14 protein-coding genes are annotated in these 21,853 nt (G+C 75.3%); 2 read left to right on the forward strand and 12 right to left on the reverse strand.

Going from position 1 to position 21,853, the window contains the following annotated elements; genetic code table 11:
• Positions 1 to 872 (reverse strand): thioesterase II family protein (locus tag ACEZDE_RS32885; RefSeq protein WP_380544553.1); only part of this gene is annotated, 872 nt, incomplete at its 3' end.
• Positions 873 to 956: 84 nt separating this feature from the next.
• Between ACEZDE_RS32885 and ACEZDE_RS32890 the strand changes: the two genes are divergently transcribed.
• The gene (locus tag ACEZDE_RS32890) at positions 957 to 1,955 is read left to right on the forward strand and encodes a 3-oxoacyl-[acyl-carrier-protein] synthase III C-terminal domain-containing protein (protein ID WP_380544556.1); all 999 of its coding nucleotides are present in this window, start codon (positions 957 to 959) and stop codon (positions 1,953 to 1,955) included.
• Positions 1,956 to 1,963: 8 nt separating this feature from the next.
• On the opposite strand, the gene ACEZDE_RS32895 is transcribed toward ACEZDE_RS32890, so the two are convergent.
• Positions 1,964 to 9,391, reverse strand: a complete 7,428-nt coding sequence (locus ACEZDE_RS32895) for an amino acid adenylation domain-containing protein (protein WP_380544559.1) — start codon at positions 9,389 to 9,391, stop codon at positions 1,964 to 1,966.
• Between the two features lie 170 nt (positions 9,392 to 9,561).
• Positions 9,562 to 11,373 carry a non-ribosomal peptide synthetase gene (locus tag ACEZDE_RS32900; protein ID WP_380544562.1) on the reverse strand — a complete coding sequence of 604 codons (1,812 nt, stop codon included), beginning with the start codon at positions 11,371 to 11,373 and terminating at the stop codon, positions 9,562 to 9,564.
• A gap of 212 nt (positions 11,374 to 11,585) precedes the next feature.
• Here ACEZDE_RS32900 and ACEZDE_RS32905 point away from each other — a divergent pair, with 212 nt between their 5' ends.
• Positions 11,586 to 12,983, forward strand: coding sequence for a condensation domain-containing protein (locus tag ACEZDE_RS32905; protein WP_380544565.1), 1,398 nt, complete (start codon positions 11,586 to 11,588; stop codon positions 12,981 to 12,983).
• Here the strand turns inward: ACEZDE_RS32905 and ACEZDE_RS32910 are convergent.
• The 9 genes from ACEZDE_RS32910 to dpgB all read right to left on the reverse strand — a co-directional run bounded on the left by ACEZDE_RS32910 (position 12,967) and on the right by dpgB (position 21,771).
• Positions 12,967 to 14,103 carry a pyridoxal-phosphate dependent enzyme gene (locus tag ACEZDE_RS32910; protein ID WP_380544568.1) on the reverse strand — a complete coding sequence of 379 codons (1,137 nt, stop codon included), beginning with the start codon at positions 14,101 to 14,103 and terminating at the stop codon, positions 12,967 to 12,969. The genes ACEZDE_RS32905 and ACEZDE_RS32910 overlap by 17 nt on opposite strands.
• On the reverse strand, positions 14,100 to 15,470 hold the full coding sequence (locus ACEZDE_RS32915) for an MFS transporter (RefSeq protein WP_380544571.1): 1,371 nt from the start codon (positions 15,468 to 15,470) through the stop codon (positions 14,100 to 14,102). Before ACEZDE_RS32915 ends, ACEZDE_RS32910 begins: the two co-directional genes overlap by 4 nt.
• The gene (locus tag ACEZDE_RS32920) at positions 15,467 to 16,543 is read right to left on the reverse strand and encodes an alanine racemase (RefSeq protein WP_380544574.1); all 1,077 of its coding nucleotides are present in this window, start codon (positions 16,541 to 16,543) and stop codon (positions 15,467 to 15,469) included. Before ACEZDE_RS32920 ends, ACEZDE_RS32915 begins: the two co-directional genes overlap by 4 nt.
• Positions 16,540 to 17,697: a SagB/ThcOx family dehydrogenase gene (locus ACEZDE_RS32925; RefSeq protein WP_380544577.1), complete on the reverse strand. Its 1,158-nt coding sequence runs from the start codon at positions 17,695 to 17,697 to the stop codon at positions 16,540 to 16,542. The genes ACEZDE_RS32920 and ACEZDE_RS32925 overlap by 4 nt, the downstream gene beginning before the upstream one ends.
• Positions 17,698 to 17,797: 100 nt before the next feature.
• Positions 17,798 to 17,923 (reverse strand): hypothetical protein, encoded by a 126-nt coding sequence (locus ACEZDE_RS32930; protein WP_380544580.1) that lies wholly within the window; start codon positions 17,921 to 17,923, stop codon positions 17,798 to 17,800.
• A gap of 48 nt (positions 17,924 to 17,971) precedes the next feature.
• Positions 17,972 to 18,106 (reverse strand): hypothetical protein, encoded by a 135-nt coding sequence (locus ACEZDE_RS32935; protein ID WP_380544583.1) that lies wholly within the window; start codon positions 18,104 to 18,106, stop codon positions 17,972 to 17,974.
• A gap of 93 nt (positions 18,107 to 18,199) precedes the next feature.
• Positions 18,200 to 19,660 (reverse strand): aminotransferase-like domain-containing protein, encoded by a 1,461-nt coding sequence (locus tag ACEZDE_RS32940; RefSeq protein WP_380544586.1) that lies wholly within the window; start codon positions 19,658 to 19,660, stop codon positions 18,200 to 18,202.
• Positions 19,661 to 19,662: 2 nt separating this feature from the next.
• Positions 19,663 to 21,039, reverse strand: coding sequence for a (3,5-dihydroxyphenyl)acetyl-CoA 1,2-dioxygenase DpgC (dpgC, locus tag ACEZDE_RS32945; RefSeq protein WP_380544589.1), 1,377 nt, complete (start codon positions 21,037 to 21,039; stop codon positions 19,663 to 19,665).
• A 42-nt stretch (positions 21,040 to 21,081) separates the two neighbouring features.
• Positions 21,082 to 21,771 carry an enoyl-CoA-hydratase DpgB gene (gene dpgB, locus ACEZDE_RS32950; protein WP_380544593.1) on the reverse strand — a complete coding sequence of 230 codons (690 nt, stop codon included), beginning with the start codon at positions 21,769 to 21,771 and terminating at the stop codon, positions 21,082 to 21,084.
• Positions 21,772 to 21,853: the final 82 nt, after the last annotated feature.

Genomic DNA, 21,853 nt, shown 5'->3' on the forward strand with positions numbered 1-21,853 from the left:
CTCGGGGTGGGCAGGGACGGGGTGGGCGGGGGCGGGGTGGGCGGGGGCGGGGTGGGCGGGGGCGGGGTGGGCGGGGGCGGGGTGGGCGGGGTGAGGAGGAGGGTGGCGAGGTGGTTCAGGAGGGGTTGCGGGTGGTCGAAGAGGTAGGAGTGGCCGCCGGGGAACAGGCTGGTGCTGAACGGGGCCTCGCCCTCCCAGTCGATCCAGTCGGACAGGTCCTCCAGCGGGGCCACCGGGTCCTCCAGGCCGCCCAGGACGTGCAGGGGGGCGGCGAGCGGGGCGGGGCCGGGGGGCTGGTAGCGCTCGGCCATCGTCAGGTCGGTGCGCAGGCAGCGGAGCAGCCTGCCCAGGTAGGCGGTGTGCCGCAGCAGTTCCTCCGGCAGTCCGCCGGAGGCGACCAGCCAGTCCAGTAGCTGGTTGTCGTCCGCGGTGGCGGCCGGGTTGGCCTTGGGCAGGTGCGGGGGGCGCACCGCGGAGACCAGCACGGCGCGGGGTGCGGGCAGGCCTTCGCGTTCGATCCGGCGGGCGATCTCGAAGGCCAGCAGGCCGCCGAAGCTGTGGCCGAACAGGGCGTAGGGGTGGTCGAGTTCGCCGCTCAGCGCGGCAAGGGCCCGCGCTGCCAGCTCTTCCAGGTCCTGGGCCAGGTCCTCGTGGCCGCGGGCGCCGTGGCCGGGCAGTTCGACCGGGAGCAGGGACAGGCCCGGCGGCAGGTGGGGGCGCCAGCCGGCATAGGTGCCGGCGGTGCCGCCGGCGTTGGGGAAGCAGAACAGGCGCAGCCGGGCGGAGGTAGGGGCGGAGGCGGGGGCGGGCCCGCTTGCGCCGACGATCCAGCGCTCTGCTCGGGCCCCCAGGGGGCGCGGTAGGGTGATCACTTCTTATCCGACCTCTCGGGCGGGGGCGCACCGTTGGGGGCGCGGCGGACGGGGGACGGTCGGCGCGACGAGGGGAGGCCTGCCATGGCCGCGATCACCGATATCGTCACGGTGCTGCCGCCCAAGCGGCTGGACTGGACCGAGGTCGCCGAACAGGAGCAACTGCCGGACCCTGAACGGGACCTGGTGTCGCGTCTGGGCATCGAGCAGATCCGCGACGCCGAGGGCCGCAGCTCCACCGACCTGGCCGCCGAGGCGCTGCGGCTGCTGCTGGGACGGGCCGAGCGGGACGGGCGGGACGAGCCGGGCGCCCTGCTGCTGATGAGCGGGCGGCACCCGGAACTGCTGATGGCCTCCGAGGCGACCCGGGCCCAGCGCGACAGCGGGATGCGCGGCGGCTTCGCGGTGGGGGTGGCCGACCTGGGCTGCGCGTCGGTGTCCGCGGCGCTGCTGCAGGGCCGCGGACTGCTGGCCGCGGACCCCCGGCTGGGCGCGGTGGCGCTCGCCCACGGCAGCCGCCCCCCGGGGCCGCGCCGCTACCGCAGCCCGGTCACCCTCAACGGGGACGGCGCGATGGCGGTGAGCCTGGGCGCGCAGGGGCCGCTGCGCATCGTGGACCTCGCGTTGGAGACCAACGGCGAGTACTGGGACCTGTTCCGGGTGGACTACCTGGGGCGCCCGGTGGAGGAGTGGACCGAGGTGTGCGGGGACCCGAGGCGCTACGCGTTCTCGCTGGCCGTCGAGAGCCGCAAGCGGCTCGCCCGGATGAACCGGGAGCTGCTGGCGCGGGCGGGGGTGGGCATCGAGGACGTCGACCACGTGGTCACCCAGAACCTGTCCAGCGGCTCCTTCGACTTCTACGAGCAGACCTTCGAGATCTCCCTGGCCCAGGCCTGCCGGACCAACCTGCGCGCCTACGGGCACGTCGGCGCCACCGACATCGGCCTGAACCTGCGCACGGGCATGGACAGCGGGGAGTTCCAGAGCGGGGACCTGGTCCTGGTGATGAACAACTCCCCCGTCGCCGCCTGGAGCACCATGCTGGTGGAGGTCACCGGGCCGCTGCCGGCCGCCGCCGGCTGAGGGCGCCGTCACAGCCGTGCCCGCGCGAGCTTGCCGCTGGGCGCCAGCGGCAGGCCGGCCCGCCACTGGAACGCGGCCACCATGGGGGCGGGCAGCCGCCGCGAGAGCAGGCCAAGGAGTTCTTGCTCCGTGGCGGCGCGGTCCTCGGGCAGGCCCGGGACGGGCACCAGGTGCGCCGTCAGCGAGCGGTCCCCGGTGCGGGACTCGCGCACCGCCACCGCCGCGGCGGCGACGTGCGGATGCTCCCTCAGGACCGCCTCCACCTCGCCCGGTTCGATCCGGAAGCCGCGGAGTTTGACCTGGTCGTCGAGGCGGCCCAGGTATTCGAGCACGCCGTCGGGGCGCAGCAGGCAGCGGTCGCCGGTCCGGTACAGGCGGCTGCCCGGGGCGCCGTGGGGGGAGGCGACGAAGCGCTGCGCGGTCAGGGCCGGGCGGGCGGGGTAGCCGCGGGCCAGGCCGGGGCCGCCGATGTAGAGCTCGCCGGGCTCGCCGGGCGGGCAGGGCCGCAGCCGGTCGTCCAGGACCAGCAGGGTGGTGTGGTCGGCGGGGTAGCCGATCGGGACCCTGGCGGGGGCGGGGGCAGGGGTGGGGGCGGTGCTGCGGTCGGCCGGGTCGGAGGGGTCAGCGGGGTCGGAGGGGTCGTTGCGGGAGCAGTCCCAGGCGGTGACTGCCACGGACGCCTCGGTGGGACCGTAGAAGTTGAACAGCCGGGCGGTGGAGGCGGCCCGCACCGCGCGGCGCAGCGGCTCGTCCAGTTCCTCGCCGCCGCACACGATCCGGCGCAGCCCGCGCAGGACCTGCGGGCCGCAGGCCGCCAGCAGCGTCCGCAGCACCGAGGGCACGAACATGGCGGTGGTGACCTGCTGACCCTCGATCAGGTCGGCCAGCTGGAAGGCGTCCAGGTGGGCCCCGGGCTCGGACAGCACCAGTGTCGCTCCGACAGTCAGCGGCCAGAACAGCTCCCACACGGACAGGTCGAAGCAGATCGGGGTCTTGTGCAGGACCCGGTCCTCAGCGGTCAGCGGGCTGGTCCGCTGGAGCCAGCGCAGGCTGTTCGCGATGCCGCGGTGGGGTACGGCGACGCCTTTGGGAGCGCCGGTGGAGCCCGAGGTGTAGATGACGTAGGCCAGGTCGTCCGGGTGCGGGCCGGCGGGGGCCGGGGGCGAGGCGGCGGGAGCCGGGGGTGGGGCGGTGGCGAGGGCGTCCAGGTCGACCGGCCAGTGGGGCGCGGTCGGGGGCAGGGTGGTCGGGGGCAGGGCGGTCGCGCCGGGTCCGGTCAGGACCAGGGCGGCTGAGCTGTCGGCGAGCATGAAGGCCAGCCGTGCGGGCGGGTAGGACGGGTCGAGCGGGAGGTAGGCGGCGCCCGCGTGCAGGACCGCGGCCAGGGCGACGGGCAGGTGCAGGGAGCGCTCCGTGCAGACGCCGACCACCGAGCCGGGGCCGATGCCGTGGGCCTGCAGCTGGGCTGCCAGGGCGCGGGACGCGTGGTCCAGTTGACGGTAGGTCAGGGTCTGGGCGCCGAGGACCGCGGCGGGGCGGGTGGGGAATTCGGCGGCGGCTCGGCGGAGCATCGCGGTCAGGGTGGGGTGGGCGGGGGCGGGGGCGGGTGCCGTGGACGGGGTGGGTGGGGTGGGCGAGGTGGGCTGAGCGGGCTGAGCGGGCTGAGTTGGTGGGGTGGGCGGGCTGAGGGTGGTGGTGGTGGGGGTGGTCAGTTCGGTCAGGAGGTGGCGCCACTGTTCCACCAGTTGCTTGGCGGTGCGGGGGCCGAAGCGGGAGGTGTCGCACAGCAGCGCCCCGGCCAGGCCCTCCTCGGTGGCGCGTAGCCGCCACAGCAGGTCCAGGTGTCCTGTGTCGGTGTCCAGGCCCGCGTTGCCTCGGGCCTCGCCCAGCTCGACCGCGACCGACACCAGCGGCCGGTCCGCTCCGGGCGGTGCGGTCAGCGGGCCGCGGGCGGTCGCGGCGTCGCAGGCTGCCTGGGCCTGGACCGCCAGGGTGTCGAGGTCCTGGTCGCCGTCCAGGTCAAGGCGCAGCGCCAGGCAGGTGGTGGCGCCTGCCGGGATCAGGCCAAGGGCCAGGTCGCGGGCTCCGGTCACCCGGCCCAGCAGCGCCGCCACCGAGGCCAGTGCGCCGCCCGCGGGGGCGGTCCGGTCGCCGGGGCGCCAGCCAAGGGCCCGGGAGACGTCCGGGGGCAGGCGGAACGGACGCACCGTCACCGTCGTGCCCGCGGCGTCCGGTACGGCCGGCAGCCGGGTCCACGGCCAGTCGGCGGGCACCGTGGTCCCGGTCCCGGCGGGGGGTTGCGGGCCGGTCGCGGCGGTGGGGGCGGTGGTGGGGGCTCCCCCGGCCTTTGCCACCACTGCGGCCAGTGCGGCCGGAGTGGGGTGTTCGAACAGGGCGGTCACCGGCAGGCGCACGCCCAGCTGCCGGTTGACCTGGCCCAGGAGCCGCATCGCGAGCAGTGAGTGGCCGCCGAGGCGGAAGAAGTCCTGGTCGCGGGTGATCTCGTCGCGGCCCAGCAGGTCGGCCCACAGGGTCAGCAGGACCTGCTCCACCTGCTCTGCCTGCTCCACTGGTGCGGGGGCGGGCGGTGCGGGGGCGGGGGTGTGCCGGGGCGGGCAGGCGAGCTCGATCAGGCCCGCGGCGGTGAGGCGGCCGCGGCGGCCGGTGCGGCGCAGCGGGCGGCCCGGGGTGTCGGGGTCGGTTAGCTGGTCGGGGTCCTTGGCGCGGTCGGGGGCGTCCAGGTGGCCCAGGCCGGCGGCCGGGCCGGTCAGGAACAGGTCGCCGGTCACCCCGGTGGGGGCGGGGCGGCCTGTTGCGTCCAGGACGCACAGGTGCGGGGCGGGTGCGGGCAGCGGCGCCCAGGACACCCCGGCTGCGGGGTCGTCGTAGGCGGGGGCGGTGGGCAGGGCGGGCGCCGCCGCGGCGCGCAGGGCGGTGAGCGGGTCGTTGGTGCCCGCGGTCAGTGCGGCGGCCTGCTGGGCGTCGAACAGCACGGTCCGGCCCCGGGCGGTGGGCAGGGCCAGTCGGCCCCGGGCCGGGGGCGCGTCCGGTGCGGGGGCAGCGGAGAGGATCTCCGGCAGGCCCAGGGCGGCTCCCGGCCAGGGGGCGGCCGGGCCGGGGGCGGGCAGTACCACCAGGGACGGGGCGGCGCTTTCCAGCACGGCCGCCTGGGTGGCGAAGGACGTGGCGGGGTCGCACAGGACGCACACCGCCCCTGCTGCCAGCGCCCCTTGGAGTACCGGCAGGGCGTCGGGGTCGGGCAGCGCCACGCCCACCACGTCGCCCGCACGGATGCCGCGCCCGCGCAGTGCCGACAGGGCCCGGGACGCGGGTTCGGTCAGCGGCGGCCAGGCGGCGGGTGCGGTGGCGGGTGCGGTGGCGGGTGTCGGCCGGGGGTGGTGCAGGCGCTGGTGGGACAGCGGGAGGTCGGGGTTGGCGGCGACCGAGTCGAGGAGGGTGAGGAAGGCCTCGGCGATGGTGGCGACGGTGGCGGCGTCGAACAGGTCGGTGCTGTACTCCAGGGCCGCTTCCAGGTGGTCCTGGTGGAAGGTCTCGACCATGGTCAGGGTCAGGTCCCACTTGGCCGTGCCCGGCGGCACGCCGCCGAAGGTCTGCTCGCGGTCGGTGCGGTAGCCCACCCCCGGGGCGGGCTCGGCGGACAGCTCGCCGATCGCCTGGTGGCTGTAGCCGACCTGGAAGACCGGGTGCCGGCCCGGGTCGCGCTGCTCCTGGAGGTCGGCGACCAGCAGCGCGAACGGCAGTTCGTCGTGGGCCAGGCCGTCGATGACGGTGCGTCGGACCCGGGCGAACGCCTCGCGGAAGGTGGGGTCCCCGTCAAGGTCGGTGCGCAGCGGCACCGCGTTGTTGAAGTACCCCACGATGTCCTGCAGGTCGGGGTGCGGGCGCCCGGTCGTGGTGGTGCCGACGGTGATGTCGCTGTCGCCGCCGTAGCGCAGCATCAGGGTCTTCAGCGCGGTCAGGATCGTCATGAACAGCGTGCCGTGCTGGTCCTGGCTCAGCGTCCGCAGCCGGGCGACCAGGTCGGCGGGGACCAGGAAGCGGTGGGTCTCGCCCCGGCCGCTGGTCACCGCGGGGCGCGGACGGGTGGTCGGCAGCGCGCAGGGGCGCACCCCCTGGACCCGGCCGCGCCAGTAGGCCAGCAGGTCGCGCAGCCGCTCCCCGGACAGCCGCTCGCGCTGCCAGGCGGCGAAGTCGAGGTAGTCGACCGGCAGTTCCGGCAGTTGCGGGGCCCGTTGCTCGCGTGCGGCGTTGTAGAACTCCCACAGGTCGCGGTCGATCAGTGCGGGGGCGTGGCCGTCGTAGACCGCGTGGTGGGCGACCAGCAGCAGGATGTGGTCGTCCTCGGCGAGCCGGTACAGGACCTTGCGGTAGAGCGGGTCGGCTGCCATGTCCATCGGGGTTGCGGCCTGCTCGCGGATCAGGCCGCGGGCGTGCTCCAGCCGGTCGGCGGGGTCCAGGTGGGTCAGGTCCACCAGGTGCAGCGCCTGCTCGTCGACCGGGCGCAGCATCACCCTCGGCTCGCCGGCCAGTTCGACGAAGCGCGAGCGCAGCACCGGGTGGCGTTCCTCCAGCCGGGCCAGCGCCCAGCGCAGTGCCTCGACGTCGACCGGGCCCTGGAGCTGGATGTCGTGCGGGACGGTGTACAGGGGCAGGTCGGGGGTGAGCCGGTTCAGGAACCAGATCGCCTCCTGCCCGTGGCTGGGCAGGAACGGGCCGCCGGTGCCCAGGCGCGGGATCGCGGCGTCCTGGCCGGTGCCCGCGGCGCCCGCGGCGTCCGGTGCTTGGGTGGCGACCAGTTCGGCCAGGGCGGCCACGGTGCTGTGCTCGTACAGGCGGGGCAGGGCGAGTCGGACGCCGAAGGCGGCGCGGATCCGCTCCAGCAGCGAGATCGCCAGGATGGAGTTGCCGCCGAGGTCGAAGTAGTTGGAGTCGGCGCCCACCTCCTCGATCCGCAGGACGTCCTGGAAGATGCCGATCAGTTGCTGGATCCGGTCGCCGGGGCGGGGCTCGGGGGCGGTGGTGGGGGTGGTGGTGGTTGTGCCGCGGGGGTGGACGGTGGGCCAGCAGCGGGTGGGGGCGAAGGGGTGGCCGGGCAGGGCGGTCCGGCGCGGGCGCGGGGCGCTCTGGGCGGTGTACCAGGCGTCCTGGTCCGGGTCGACGCCGGCCAGGTAGAGGTCTGCCATCAGCGGGCCCAGGCGGCTGGGGTGATCGAGGGTCAGGTCGGCGTGGTCGTGGCCGCCGGTGGACAGGGCGGCCAGGGCGGGCTCGGGGCGGCCCAGGGTGCGGAAGGCGGTGGGCTCGCGCCGGGCGAGCGCGGCGGCCACCTCGGCGGCGGTGGGGCCGCCGGTGGTGCGCTCGGCCCAGGCCTGGGCCAGCGGGAGTTCGCCGCGGACGGCGCGGGCCACCGCGCGGCCGGGGCCCAGGCCCGCGATCCGGGCCGGTTCCAGGCCGGCCGCGCACAGGGCGCGGACGGCGGCGTACTGGTGGCGCACCTCGGCGGGCACGCCGTGGGCCTGGTCCCAGGCCTGCCGGTAGGCGGGGGCGGCGGCCTGCCAGGCGGCGTGGTCGGCGGCGGCACCGTCCTTGGTGGGGTCGGTCGGGTCGGTGAGCAGCAGGACCAGGGGGCGGGTGGGGACGGGGTCGGGGGTGCTGTCGGCGGCCTGGGTCAGGGCGGCGCGGAACGCCTGGAGGTTGTCGGGGGCGGGCAGGGCGATGCGGTGGGGGTGCGGGTCGCGGCCGGTGTTCAGGGTGAACACGATGCTGGGGAGGTCGTCCTCGCTGGCGTCGGCCAGGGCGTCGGCCAGGTCGGTCAGCCGGCGTCGCAGCGCCGCCGGGGTCGGGGCCGAGAGGAGGGCCGGGGCCGGGGTGGTAGTCGGGGTCGGGACCGGGGTCGGGGTCGCAACGGTGGTCGGGGCCGGGCCGGTTGTGGGCGGGGTCGGAGCATTGGCCGGGGCGGTGGCCAGGACCGGGGTCGGGGCGGTGGTCGGGGCCGGGGCCGAGAGGAGGACCGGGGTCGAGAGGAGGGTCGGGGTCGGGGTCGCAACGGTGGTCGGGGTCGGGTGGGTTGTGGGCGGGGCCGGGGTGGTTGTGGGCGGGGCCGGGTGGGCGGTGGGCTGGGGATGGGGGGGCTGTTCGACGACGGCGTGGGCGTTGGTGCCGATCAGGGTGAAGGAGCTGACGCCGGCCACCCGGGGGCGGCCTGCGGGTTCGGTCCACGGTGCGTGCTCGGTGCGCACCCGGACCGGCTCGCCGTGGGCGGTGAACTGGGGGTTGGGGTGCTCGACGTTGACGGAGCGGTAGCGGGCGGCGTGCTTGACCGCCAGCACCGCTTTCAGCAGCCCGGCCAGGCCGGCCGCGTTGCCCAGGTGTCCGATGTTGCTCTTGACCGAGCCGATGTCGCAGGCGTGCCGCCCCGCCCCGGCGCCTTGGAGCACCCGCTGCACGGCCTCGATCTCGATCATGTCGCCCAGGCGGGTGCCCGAACCGTGCGCCTCCAGGTAGGTCAGCCGGTCCAGGCCCAGGCCCGCCTGCCGCCAGGCCTGTTCGATGACCTCGGCCTGGGCGGCGGGCCCCGGGGCGGAGAAGCCGTTGGAGCGCTCGCCGTTGTGGTTGACCGCGACGGCGCGGATGACCGCGTGGATCTGCTCGCCGTCGGCCAGCGCCCGGTCCAGCCGCTTGAGCAGCAGCACCACTGCGCCCTCGCCGGGGGAGGTGCCGTCGGCCGCGGCGTCGAAGGCCCGGCAGGCCCCCGTCTCGGAGACCACCTCCTGGACCGTGTCCGCCTGCTCGAACAGGGTGGGGAACAGGCTCACCCCGCCGACCAGGGCCAGGTCCAGGGCGTCCGCGGCCAGCTCCCGGCAGGCGTACTGCAGCGCGACCAGGCCGCTGGAGCAGCCGGTGTCCAGGACCACGGCCGGTCCCTGCAGGCCCAGTTGGTGCGCGATCCGGCCCGCCAGCGCCGAGGCCTGGGTGCCCAGCATGGTGACCAGGTCGTCCTCGCCGACCAGGTCGACGTAGCCGGGGCGCGGGGCGGCGAAGTAGACGCCGCAGTTCGCGCCGCGCAGCCGTGAGGGGCGGTGGCCGGCGTTCTCGATCGCGGCGTGGGTCAGCTGCAGCGCCAGCCGCTGGTGCGGGTCCATCGCCACCGCCTCGGCCGGGCCGATGCCGAAGTGGCCGTGGTCGAACTCCTCGATACAGCTCAGCGCGGCCAGCCGCGGGTAGGCGCCGTCCGGGTCCAGGCCGGCCAGCTCCAGGCGGTCGCGTGGGATCGCGGCCATCGCGTCGTGGCCGGTCTCCAGCAGGCGGTGCAGCTGCTGCTCGGTGTCGGCCCCCGGCAGCCGCAGCGACATGCCGATGACAGCGACCGGGGTGAACGCGGCCTCGGGCGGGGACGTCGGGGTACTGCTGCGGGGCATGGGGTGCCTTTCCGGGAGGTCCTCAGGTCGGGGGCGGGGGGCGCGGGGCGCAGGGGGCGGAATGCCGGGGGCGGGTCGGGCGTCGAGGTCGGGGCAGATGCCGGGGTCGGACGTCGGGAGCGGGCCGGGGCCGGTCGGGTCGCGGTGCCGGGGCGGGGCGGAGGGCGGGGTCAGACGTCGAGGCCGGCCAGTTCGTCTGCCGGGGCGCGTCCGCGCAGGTCCAGTTCGGCCGCCAGCGAGGACCAGGTGGTGAACTCGAACAGGTCCACCAGCGTCAGCGTGGTGCCGGGGAAACGGTCCTGGAGCGCGTCGAACAGGCGCACCAGCAGGAGCGAGTCGCCGCCGGCGTCGAAGAAGTCCTCCTCGCGGCCCGGGTCGGGCCGTTGCAGCAGCTCCTGCCACAGCTGGTGGACCGCTGTCTCGGTCGCGGTGCGCGGGGCGTCGTCCGCACCGCCCGCGCCGCCGAAGCGGGGGGCCGGCAGCGCGCAGCGGTCCAGCTTGCCGTTGTCGTTCAGCGGCAGGCGCTCCAGCCGGACCAGTGCGGCCGGGCGCATGTAGGAGGGCAGGGTGTCCGCCAGCAGCGCCCGCAGTTCGGCGTCGGTGACCGTCGTGTGGGGCGCGGGGACGAGGTAGCCGACCAGGCCGCGGCCGGCCGGCAGGTCCTCGCGGACCACCACGGCCGCCGCGCCGACGCCGGGGTGGCGCAGCAGGGCGGACTCGACCTCGCCGGTCTCGATCCGGTAGCCGCGGATCTTGACCTGGTCGTCGGCCCGTCCGACGAACTCCATCCCGCCGTCGTGGCGCAGCCGGACGATGTCGCCGCTGCGGTACAGCCGTCCCCCGGGGGCGCCGAAGGGGTCGGCGACGAAGCGCTGCGCGGTCACCGCCGGGTTGCGGTGGTAGCCGCGGGCCAGTGCCGGGCCGCCGAGCCACAGCTCGCCCGACTCCCCCGGGGCGCACCGGCGCAGGGCCTGGTCCACGACGTAGGCGGTGGTGCGGGGCAGCGGTGATCCGATCGGCAGGACCGGGCGCGCGGTGTTCTGCGCGTCCAGCACCTCCACGGTGGCGAAGACCGTGGACTCGCTGGGGCCGAACGCGTGGACCAGCCGTCCGCAGCCGCCCAGGGCGGTCAGGGCGCGGCGTGCCTGCTCCGGCGCCAGCACGTCGCCGCCGACCACCAGGGTGCGCAGGCCCGCCAGCAGGTGCGGGAACTCGGTCAGGATCAGCTGGAGCTGAGGGGAGATCAGGGACAGGGTGGTGACCTGGTGGCGTTCCAGGGCGTCGCGCAGCGCGTCGGGGAAGGGCAGGCCAGGTGCGGGCAGCGCCAGGGCGCCGCCGTTGAGCAGGGTGGTCCAGATCTCCCAGACCGAGCCGTCGAAGGACAGCGGTGCGATCTGCAGGCAGACGTCTCTTGGGCCGAAGCGGGTGTAGCCGACGTCGAAGACCCGGTCGGCGATGGCGCGGTGGGTGACCGCGATGCACTTGGGCTCACCGGTGGAGCCCGAGGTGTGGATCAGGTAGGCCAGTTGGTCCAGGTGGCCGGCCACGGCCGGGTCGGTGTCCGGTGCGGCCGCGATCTGGTCGGCGTCGGCGTCGGTGAGGACGGTGCCGGTGTCGGCGGCGAAGCCGTCCTGGGCCAGGGCTGCGGTGGTCACCACCAGGCGGGCCCCGGTCGCGGCCAGTGCGGTGCGGCGGCGCTCGGCGGGGTGGGCGGGGAGCAGCGGCAGGTAGGCGGCGCCGGACTTGACCACGGCCAGGACCGCGACGAGCAGGTCACCGGTGGGCGGCAGGCACACGCCGACGACCTGCTCGGGCCCCGCCCCCTGTGCGCGCAGCCGGTGGGCGAGGCGGTTGGCGCGCCGGTTCAGCTCGCCGTAGGAGATCCGCTCCCCCGCCGCGCCGAGGACAGCCGGGCGCTGCGGCGCGGTGTGGGCCTGGTGCGCGAACAGCTGGGCAACGGTTGGGTGACGGTGCTCGGGCATGGACGTCCTCCTCGTCTCGATGCCGCGACGCTAGCCGGTGATGACAGATCAGTCCAGAGGTTGTCATCACTGTTGGTGGTTTGAATGGCCGGTATTGGGCGGGTTTTTCAGGGGTTTTGACGGTCAATCAGGCCGCTTCAGGCCAGGGTGATGACAAGAAAAAATCCGGGTGTGACAATTATGCGGACGGATCGCCGACCGAGGAGCAGCGCATGACCCTCCCCCTGTCCTACGCCCAGCAGCGGCTGTGGTTCCTGCACCGGCTGCAGGGCCCGAGCCCCACCTACAACCTTCCGCTACTGCTGCGGCTGACCGGTCCGCTGGACCGGGACGCACTGCTGGGGGCCATCGCCGACGTGGTGGAGCGGCACGAGGTGCTGCGCACCGTCTACCGGCGCTCGGCCCAGGGGCCGGTGCAGCTGGTGCTCCCGGCCGGGCAGGCGCTCCCCCGGATCTTCGCCGCCCTCGGGCAGGACACCGAGGAGGAGCAGGACGGGCAGCAGGTCGGCGGGCAGGTGGAGGCGTTCCTGCGGGACGCCGCCGGGTACGGGTTCGACCTGGCCAAGGAGCCGCCGCTGCGGGTGCACCTGCGCCGGACCGGGCCCGCGGAGCACGTCCTGCTGCTGCTGATGCACCACATCGCCGCGGACGGCTGGTCGTTGGGGCCGCTGGGCCGCGACCTGGCCCAGTGCTACCGCGCCCGGCGCACCGGACGGGCCCCGGCCGCACCGCAGGAGCCGGGCCTGCAGTACGCGGACTACGCGCTGTGGCAGCAGGAGCTGCTCGGCGAGGAGCGCGACCCCGCGAGCGTGGCCGGGCAGCAGCTCGCCTACTGGCGGGACCGGCTGGACGGAGCACCCCGGCAGCTGGCACTGCCCTACGACCGGGCCCGCACCCACGGCGCGGACGGCGCCGGCGACACCGTGCCCCTGACCATCGGCGCCGACACCCACCGGGCACTGCACCGGCTGGCCGCCGGTGCCGGGGCGAGCCTGTCCATGGTGCTCCACGCCCTGGTCGCAGCCCTGCTGACCGCGCGCGGGGCGGGAACGGACATCCCGTTGGGGACGGTGGTCTCCGGGCGCTGCGACGAGGGGCTCGACGACCTGGTCGGCTTCTTCGTCAACACCCTGGTGATCCGGGTCGACACCGGGGGCGACCCGGACTTCGGCCAGCTGCTCGCCCGGGTCCGCGAAAGCTCCCTGGCCGCCTACGACCACCAGGACGTGCCGTTCGACCGGGTCGTGCGGGCGCTGAACCCGCCGCGGTCCCCGGGCCTGCACCCGCTGTTCCAGACCATGGTCTCGCTGCAGAGCCAGGACGCCTCCGGGTTCGACCTGGACGGGCTGCGGGTCCGGGCCGAGGAACTGCGGCCCGACATCGCCCAGTTCGACCTGTCGGTGGTCTTCCGCGAGTCCCTGGCCCCGGACGGGACCGGGCAGGGGCTGGGAGGCTTCGTGGAGTACAGCACCGCCCTGTTCGACCGGGCCACGGTGCGGGACCTGGCGGCGGGGCTGGCGGCGCTGGCCGACGCGGTCTGCGCCGACCCCGCGCTCGCGCTGTCCCGGCCGGCGGCGGTCCCGGCGGCGGCGGTCAGTCCCTCGCGGTAGCGCGGTCCAGCAGGACCACGACCTTCTCGGCCGCGGCCGGGCGGTAGCTGCCGGCGGTCGGGCGCGCGGCGGGGCGCCGGTGCTCGGGACGGGACGGCGGGTCGCTGTGCAGCAGGGCCGCCAGGGCGGCGGCCGTGGCCGGCGCGACGGCGACACACTGGTCGGCCCACAGGGCCCGGCAGGCGCGGGCGGCCCGGTCCTCGGGCACCAGGACGGTGCTCGCCGGGACGCAGGCGGGACGGCCGGCCGCGGTGGACCGGTCGGGCGGGGTGAGGTGGTCGGGCGGGGTGAGGGCGACGGTGACGGTGCGGATGTTGTGCGGCCGGGCCGCGGCGCGGATGCCGGTGGACAGGCCCTCCGCGCCCTCCGCCAGGACGATCGTGTCCAGGCCGGGGACCTGTCGGCGCAGCTCCCCCACCAGGGTTCCGGCACCCGCGGCGGCCAGCGGGTGGTCCGGGCGGTAGGCCAGGGCGCCGGTCGCGGCGGCGAAGCGGGCGCAGGCGGAACGGGCCTCGGCCTCGGTACTACCGCCTACGTGCACGCGTGCGCCCAGGCCGCGCAGGCCGCGCAGGCGGGCCGGGCGGGCGGTGGGGGCGGTGGCGGGCAGGAAGAGGGTCAGCGGGACGCCTTCGCGGTGGGCGGCCCAGGCCAGGGCCGCCGTCGTCGCACTGTCGCCGGTGGCGGTGACCCCTGCACCGGGCAGGGTGCGGTGGGCGCGTAGGAAGTTGAGGGCGCCGCGCACCTGGAAGGAGCCGGTGTGCTGCAGCAGTTCCAGGGCCAGCCAGACTTCGCAGGGGCCGCCGGGCCCGTCGTCCAGCGGGTCGGGCGGGGCGGTCGGGACCAGGCCGGGAGCAAGCGCGGCCAGCGAGACCGGGCGGACCAGGCCGGTGATGCGGCCGGCGGCGGCGTCCACCTCGGCGGCGGACAGGACGTCCAGGCGGGGGCGGGGGCGGGGGTTGGGCCCGAGGCCGGGGTTGGGGCGCGGGTTGAGGCCGGACCCGGGGTTGGGGTTGGGGTTGGGGTTGGGGCTGGAGCTGGGGTTGGGGTTGGGGCTGGAGCCGGGGTTGGGGTTGGGGCTGGAGCCGGGGTTGGGGTGGGGAGGGGCCAGGGTGGTGGTCATGCGGTCACCGCCGTCAGGGGTTGTTCGGCCGTCAGGAGTTGTTCGGCCGCCGGGGGTTCGGGCGGAAGGGGTGCGGCTGGCAGGGGTTCGGCTGCCGGGCGTTCGGGCGCCGAAGGTTCGGCCGGGAGGGGTGCGGCTGCCGGGGGTTCGGGGGGTAGGTTGCGGATTTCGCGGAGCAGGAGCGGGGACAGGGTGGCGGCCAGTTGCAGCAGGCCTGCGGCGAGCAGGAGGTGACGCAGGCCCAGGTGCAGGGCCAGGGGTCCGGCCAGGGCCAGGCCCAGCGGTTGGGCGGCGAACGAGCCGGCCCACTCGTAGCTGCTGACGCGCGAGAGCCGGTCGGCGGGCACGTGTGCCTGCAGGGTGGTCTCCCAGAGCGGGTTGAAGACCATCATGCCCGCCCCGCCGAGGAAGAAGGCGGCCAGCGCGGGCAGGGGTGTGGTGGTGCCGGACAGCACCAGGGCGGGTGCGGCGAACAGGGAGACCGCGACCAGGGCGAAGCGCAGCGGGTGCCGGGGCCGCAGGTGCAGCCCCACCGCCCCGCCGGCCACCGCGCCCAGGCCGAAAGCGGCCAGGAAGCCGCCCCAGGCCGCCGCTCCCCCGTAGGAGCGGACGCTCAGCTCGGGGCCCAGGACCGACAGGGTCGCGTACGCCATGTTGGCCAGCGAGGCGACCGCGATGGTGGTCCACACCCAGGTCCGGCCGCTGAACTCGTGCCAGCCCTGGGCCAGGTCCCGGCGCAGCCGGCGGGCTTGGACCGGCGCCGCCGCCCCGGCTGCCGGGTCGGCGCCCAGGCGGCGCAGGCACGCGGCGCTGAACAGGTAGGTGCCCGCGTCCGCTGCGATGGCCCAGCCGGGGCCGACCGTCAGGACCAGGGCGACCGAGCACAGCGGGCCCAGCACCATGGCCGCGGACTGCGCCAGGCCGCGCAGCGCGTTGGCGGCCTGGCGGCGCTCGGCCGGGACGCACTGCTGGACCAGGCCGGTGATCGCCGGGGTGAACAGGGCGCTGCCGGTGCCCAGGACCAGTTGCAGGGCCATCAGTTCGGCCAGGTCGGCCCGGCCGGTCAGGATCAGCACGGCGGTGGTCCCCTGGCCCGCGGCGCGGGCAAGGTCGGCCCAGCGCATCACCCGCTGCCGCGGCAGCCGGTCCGCGATCGCTCCGCCGAGCAGCATGAACAGCACGGTCGGGACCAGCCGTGCGGCCAGCACCAGGCCCAGCTGCGAGGCCGATCCGCTCAGGCCGAGGACGGCGAAGGCCAGCGCCGGGCCGGCCAGGAAGTCGCCCAGCAGGGAGGCGCACTGGCCCAGGAAGAAGCGGCGGAAGGCGGGGACCGACAGGACCCGGAAGTTGTCGGCGTAGGAGGTCATCGGGCCGGTCCGGGCGTCGGCGCGGTGCCGGGGGCGGTCGGCGCGGTGTCGGGGGTGTTCAGCACCGGCCAGTGCTGCACCCGGCCGCCGGCGCCGCGTACCCGCAGTTCGCGGATCTCGGTCAGCAGCGGGCAGATGTGCGGCGGCGGGACCGGGCTGCCGTCGGCGGGCAGGACGGCTCCGCGGGGCTGCCAGGGGTAGCGGTGCTGGGCCAGGATGCCTTCGGCGTCCTGGCGGTGGTGCTCGGTGGCCGGTGCGACGGTGATCGCGATGTCCTCGGGTGCGCAGGCCCCAGCTTGGGCCAGGCCCGCGTCCAGCAGCGGGTAGGCGCCGGCGCCGATCTCGGTGATCCCGGGCACGGAGCGGATTCCGGCCGCGGTGGGGGTCCCGCCGACCGAGACGGTCGGGCAGGGCAGGCCGTGGGCGCGCAGGTGCTCGGCGCAGTGCGCGGCGTAGCGGGCGGTGCGGGCGCCGATGGCGAAGCGGTTATGGGCGTCGCCCGGTGCGGTCATGCCCTGGTAGGCGGTCAGGCCCGCGAAGCGCAGGCCCGGGGTGGACCGGGCCTGTTCGGCCAGGGCGAGCAGGTCGGCGGGGGTGGTGGCGGTGGCGTGGTGGCCGTCGCCGATGCGGGCCAGCACGCCGATGCTGCTGCCGGCCGCGCGGGCGGCGGCGGCCAGCGCGGGCAGGCTGCCGGGGTGGTCGACGTGCACCGCCAGGGTGCAGTCGCGGGCCAGGTCGGCGAACAGCGCGAAGCGCCAGGGGTCGTGCCAGGGGTGGGCGATGACGATGTCGGTGATGCCGGCTTCCAGGTAGCGGCGGGCCTGTCCGGCCTGGGTGACCGAGATCCCGACCGCCCCGGCCTCGATCTGACGCACCGCCAGGGCCAGTGTGCGGTGGCCCTTGACGTGGGCGCGGACGGTCAGGCCGCGGGCGTGGGCGGCGGCGTGGAAGCGCTCGATGTTGCGCTGGGCGCGGACCAGGTCGACGGTGGCGGTCAGGCTCTCCGCACGGTCCCGCGGGCACGGCACGGCCGGCGCCGCGGGCGCGGTGGCGGTGGCGGTGGGGGTGTTCATACGGTCACCGGCTGGCGGCCGTCCCAGGCGTCGCCGAGGAAGGAGAAGTCGGCGGGGCCGCCGGTGAGCATCGCCTGCTGGCGGGCGCGTTCGGCGGCGGTGGGCAGGCCGAAGCCGTTCAGGCCCAGCAGTACCTCCTGGCTCCAGTCCAGGCCCAGCGCCTGCTCGACCGGTTCGTCGCGGGTGGCGGCGGTGAAGTAGGCGCCCAGGCCCAGGGCGGTGCCGACCAGGTAGGCGGTCTGGCTGATGTGGCCCAGCTCGGTGTAGAGCGAGCGGTAGACCCGGCCCATCCGGTACTTCCAGGCGGTGCGTTCCAGGACCGCGGTGTACAGGAACAGCACCCCGGAGTTGCGCACGTAGCTCTGGCCGCCGCACCAGTGGACGAGTTCGTCCAGGTCCGGGGGTCCGGGGCGGACCGGGTCCAGGGCGTGCTCGCCGCAGTGGTAGTGGTAGATGCCCGGGGCCACGCCCTCGACGTTCAGGACCACCGGGTAGACCTCGACGGCGTGCCGGGAGCCGCCCGAGGGGCTGGCCTTGAGCATCGCGGGGTGCAGGCCCTGGCCGGGCACCTGGTGCAGCGGGCCCGCGGTCCAGCGCAGCAGGGTGGCCAGCTGGGAGGCCGTCATGGGCTGGTGCGGGTCCAGGCTTCGGGTGGTGCGGCGGCTGCGCAGGGTCTGTTCCAGGTCGGTGCTGGCCAGCGGGGTGTCGTCGCCGGTGGGCAGGGCGAGCCGGGCGCCGGGCGGGTAGTGCTTGAAGGGGTCCGGCTGCGGCCGGGTCTCCAGGTGGTCCTTGAGCCAGCGGTTGTCCTCGTCCGCGGTGGCGAAGCGGTCGGCGGCGTGGGTGCGGGAGGCCAGGTGGTAGTAGGTGGCCGCGGTGCCCCAGCCGGCCCAGGGGCCCAGTTGCTGCTCGCGGTCGTGCTCGGTGGAGCCCTCCTCGACCAGGACCTTGGCGGTGACCAGGTCCTCGATCAGCTTCGGGTCCGCCTGGCAGCGGGCGGCGACCTCCTCGGGCCGGGCCCAGTGGGCGAAGTGCCGAAGGAGAGAGCCTGCTTCGGTGTTCAGGGCGAACTGGCGGTGTCTCAGCGGGTCGTCGCAGATCATGCGACCGTCCCGCCACAGGAACACGCAGAGCTGGGATACGCGCAACCGGTTCATCTCTCTCCTTCCCGTCATCGCGGCTCTCCGGCGCCCGGGGTCCTCCGGGGCCGGAGAGCTCTCCGGCCAAGTGGCATGTCTTCTGGTTCCGGTGCTGTGCTCAGGTGGCCGGGGCCAGGCAGGTCTGGGCGGCGGCGTACTCGCCCTCGATCAGGTCGATGCCGGTCTCCTCGATCGTGCGGTCGATGCCGATCTCGATCTCGCGGCGGCTGCGGATGTCGGACATGGGGGGCTCCTTCAAGGGGGTGGGGTGTGCGGGGTGGGTGGGGGTCGGTCAGATGGTGCGGCGGATGCGGGCGTCCTCGATGTCGATGCCGGGGATCTCACCCTCGATCCGGTCGATGCCGATCTCCTCGACCTCACGGTCGATACCGATCTCGATCTCGCGGCGGGTACGGATGTCGGACATGGCGGGCTCCTTGGGTCGGTGGTGCGGGTGGGTGGTGGGTGACCCCGTTCGGGGTCTCCCGCGGCGGTGCCGCGGGAAGTCTGGGTGCGGGGGTCAGGCCCCCTGGGGCAGTCGGGCCGTCCGCAGGCCGGCGCCGAAGATCTCCGCGAACAGCTCCGGTGCGCTCTCCAGCGCCCGCGAGAGCAGCGGGGCGGGGGCCGGCGGCAGGGCCAGCCGGTCCTGCGGTTCCAGGCGGCTGCGCAGGAAGGCGGCCAGGCGGTCGATGCCCTCCTCGATCCGGGCCTGGTCCAGGTAGCTGAAGGAGAGCCGGATCTGCTGCTCGCCGCCGGGGCCGGCGTAGAACTGGGACATCGGGGTCCACAGCACCCCGAAGTCGCGGGCCGAGACCTCCAGTGCCGCCTGGTCCGCGGTGAAGGGCACGTTCATCACCAGGAAGAACCCGCCGTCGGGGGCCAGCCAGTCGATGCCGACCCGGGGGCGCAGGCGGGCCGGGAAGTGCCGTTCCAGGGCGCCGAGCAGGACCTGCAGGTTCCGCTGGTAGAAGGCCGCCTTGTGCTGGATCAGCTTCTTCAGCGATCCGCCCTGCTCGACGATGATGCCGCCGATGACGGCCTGGCTGATCGGCGAGGTGTTGACCGTGATCATGCTCTTGATCGCGGTCAGTTCCTCGGCCAGCAGCCGGGTGCTCCCGTCGGGTCCGCGGACCTCCTGGTCGGCGACCACGAACCCGACCCGGGCGCCGGGCATGCAGACCTTGGCGTAGGTGCCCAGGTAGAGCACCCGGCGCTGCTGGTCCAGCAGCTTCATGGTCGGCAGTTCGCTGCCCGCGGCGGCGGTGAAGCCGTAGGGGTTGTCCTCCAGCACCAGCAGGTCCTGCTCCTGGGCGAGGTCCAGCAGCTGCTTCCGGGTGGCCAGGTCGATCCGGGCGCCGGTCGGGTTGGCGAAGTCGGGGACCAGGTAGAAGGTCCGCGGGCGCTTGCCCTCGGCCCGGATCTGGGCGCAGACCCGGCGCAGTTCCCGCGGGTCCAGGGTGCCGTCGGCCTGGTCGACGGTGCGGACCTCGATGCCCAGCAGCCGGGCGGCGCCCACGATGCCGACGTAGCAGGGGTCGGCGACCACCAGCACGTCCTCGGCGGTGGCGTGCAGGGCGCGCAGGGCCAGGAACATCCCCTCCTGGCAGCCGACGGTCACCACCACGGACCGGGGCGGGACCGCGATGCCCTCGTCCAGGCGCAGTTGACGGGCCACCAGGTCGTTGATCTCGCCGGCCGCCGGGCCGTACTGGAACAGCCGGTCGCGGGCCTGGTCGGGGCGCAGGCCGCGGGTGCGGCGCAGGTGCTCGGTGAAGCTGGCCAGGTGGCGGGCGACGTCGATCTCGTCGTAGAAGGAGGTGTGCGGGGCGCCGGGGGCGAAGGAGATCGCCTCGGGGAACCTGCCCATCACCTCGTTGAGGAAGTTCATCGAGGCCAGGACCGGGTCCGCCAGTGCGGCGTGCAGGGTGGTGCGGTCCAGGGCGGCCGGTGCGGTGCCGGGGGGTGTGGCGGTGGCGGGCACGGTCACGCCCCCTTGCGGGTGCGGTTGATCCAGGTGCGTTCGAGGTTGGCGATCACGTCGGCGCTGTAGAGGCGTTTGGCCTGTTCCAGGGCGAACTCGGCGATGTAGGCGCGGAAGGCGTCGAGGGGTTCGTCGGCCAGGTTGAGCATCTTGCGGTTGCTGACCACCGAGGGGTTGTCCAGGGCTTCCGCGGCCTGGGCCACGGCCTTGTCCATCTGCTCGGGGGCGACCACCTGGTCGCAGAACAGCAGGGCCTGGGGTTCGTCGGCGTGGATCCGGCGTCCGCCCAGGATCACCTGGCGGGCCAGGCGCGGGCCCATCACCTTGCTGAGGCGGAAGTTGGAGGCGCCGGGGACGATGCCCTCCTCGGCGGCGGGCAGGCTGAACTGGGCGGTGTCCTCGGCCACGACGTGGTCGAAGGCGAGCAGGAGCTGCATGCCGCCGCCGATCGCGTGCGCGTCCACCGCGGCCACCCAGGGCTTCTCGTGCAGGGCGTCGGGGGACAGCGGGTCGGCGCCGGGCAGCCGCAGGCCGCGGACGAGCTTGTGGAGGTAGCCGGTCTCGCGCCGCAGCAGGAAGTCCACCAGGGAGATCTGGCCGTGGTAGAGGCGGGTGAGGTTGATGCCGGAGCAGAAGACCCGGCGCCCGGCGTAGCGGGCGTGGTCCATCACCCCGCCGCGCAGCACCCCGACCCGGGTGCCCGGGTCCAGCAGGGCCAGGTCGACCGCTGTCTCCAGGTCCTCGGCCAGCTGGTCGTCCTCGGCGTTCAGGCAGCGGGTGTTGTTGAGGGTCAGGTGGGCGATGCCGTTGTCGCGGACCACTGCCACGGTGCCCAGGTGGGCGGTGCCGGTGCGGGAGAAGTCCGGGAGCAGGGCAAGGGCGCGGGGGGTGGGGGCGAGCATCGCCTCCAGGATCCGGGTGCCGGCCTGGGGTGAGCGCAGCATCCCCCACAGCACGATGCCCTGGTCCAGTTCGTGTCCGTCCTTGTCGACCTGGTCGAAGCGGCGTTCGGCGGCGATCTGGTCCCGGGTCGGCGCAAGTCCCGGGATCAGGCCGGCGGCGGTTGCGGCCAGGGCGTCCAGGCGCAGCGGCTGGGCGCCGCCGTCGGTCAGTTCGCGGTGCAGCCGTTCGCCGTGGGTGCGCATGAAGGCGACCCGGGCCGAGCGTGCGGCCAGCAGCAGCTGTTCGGCGTTGCGCTGCTGGTCGGGGGTGCGGTCGGGGCGGGCGGGCAGGGCGTCCAGGGCGTGGCGCAGCGGGCCGAGGTGGCTGCCCAGGCGGGTGGCGTCGGCGGGGAAGACGCCGTTGAAGGGGGGCAGGGCGGTGGGGGGCTGCAGCGGGGCGGGGCGGTGCTGACGTCGGGGGGGGCGTGCGTCAGTCATCAGGTTCTCCCGGATCTGCTCGGCGAGGTCTCTGGGCATGGTTCACGCGACCTGGGTCCGGCGCAGGGCGCGGTCGCACGCGGCCAGGTGCGGGCCGAGGGCTTCCTCGAAGTCGGTGCTGGCGGCGTCCATCAGCAGCCGGCGGCGCACGGCGACGTCGCGGCCGCGGGCTCCGGCGAGGTTGTCCAGGGCGGCGCGCAGGGCGGTCTGCGGGTCTTCGGCGACCTCGTCGACCAGGCCCAGTTCCAGGGCCTGCCAGGCCGACAGCTCCGGGCCGAACAGGGCGATCTGGCGGGCCCTGGCGACGCCGAGCTGCTGGGCCAGGCGGTAGATCGCCATGCCGGGCCAGGTGGACTGGCCGGTCTCGGGCAGCCGCAGCCGCAGGTCGGTTCCGGCGATGCGGTAGTCGGTGGCCAGCAGGGTCTCCGCGCTGGGGCCGTGGCAGGATCCGGTGGCCACCGCGACGGTGGCCACCGGCAGGCGTTCGAGCCGGCGCAGTGCGCGTTCCCACTTGTTGACCAGGTGGACGTTGGCCGGGGGCTGGTGGCGCTGGGCGGCGGCTTCGGTGTGGGCGCCGAGCCGCACCAGCAGGGTGTCGCCGTGGTCGGCGTCCTCGACCGTGCCGCAGGTCGCGGTGACTCTGCCGACCAGGTCGAGCGTCAGCGCCTGGGCGCCGTCGATGGTGAGGGTGAAGTCGGCCTTGGGGGCGGCGAGCTGGATCGGGTTGGCCATCGCGGGGGTCCTGTCTGTGGGGGTGCCGGGGAGGGTGCGGGGGTCGGGCGGGCGGGGCGGGCGCGGGGGCGCGGGGGTGCGC

This window comes from Streptacidiphilus cavernicola, from assembly GCF_042510955.1.
Lineage (GTDB): Bacteria > Actinomycetota > Actinomycetes > Streptomycetales > Streptomycetaceae > Streptacidiphilus > Streptacidiphilus cavernicola.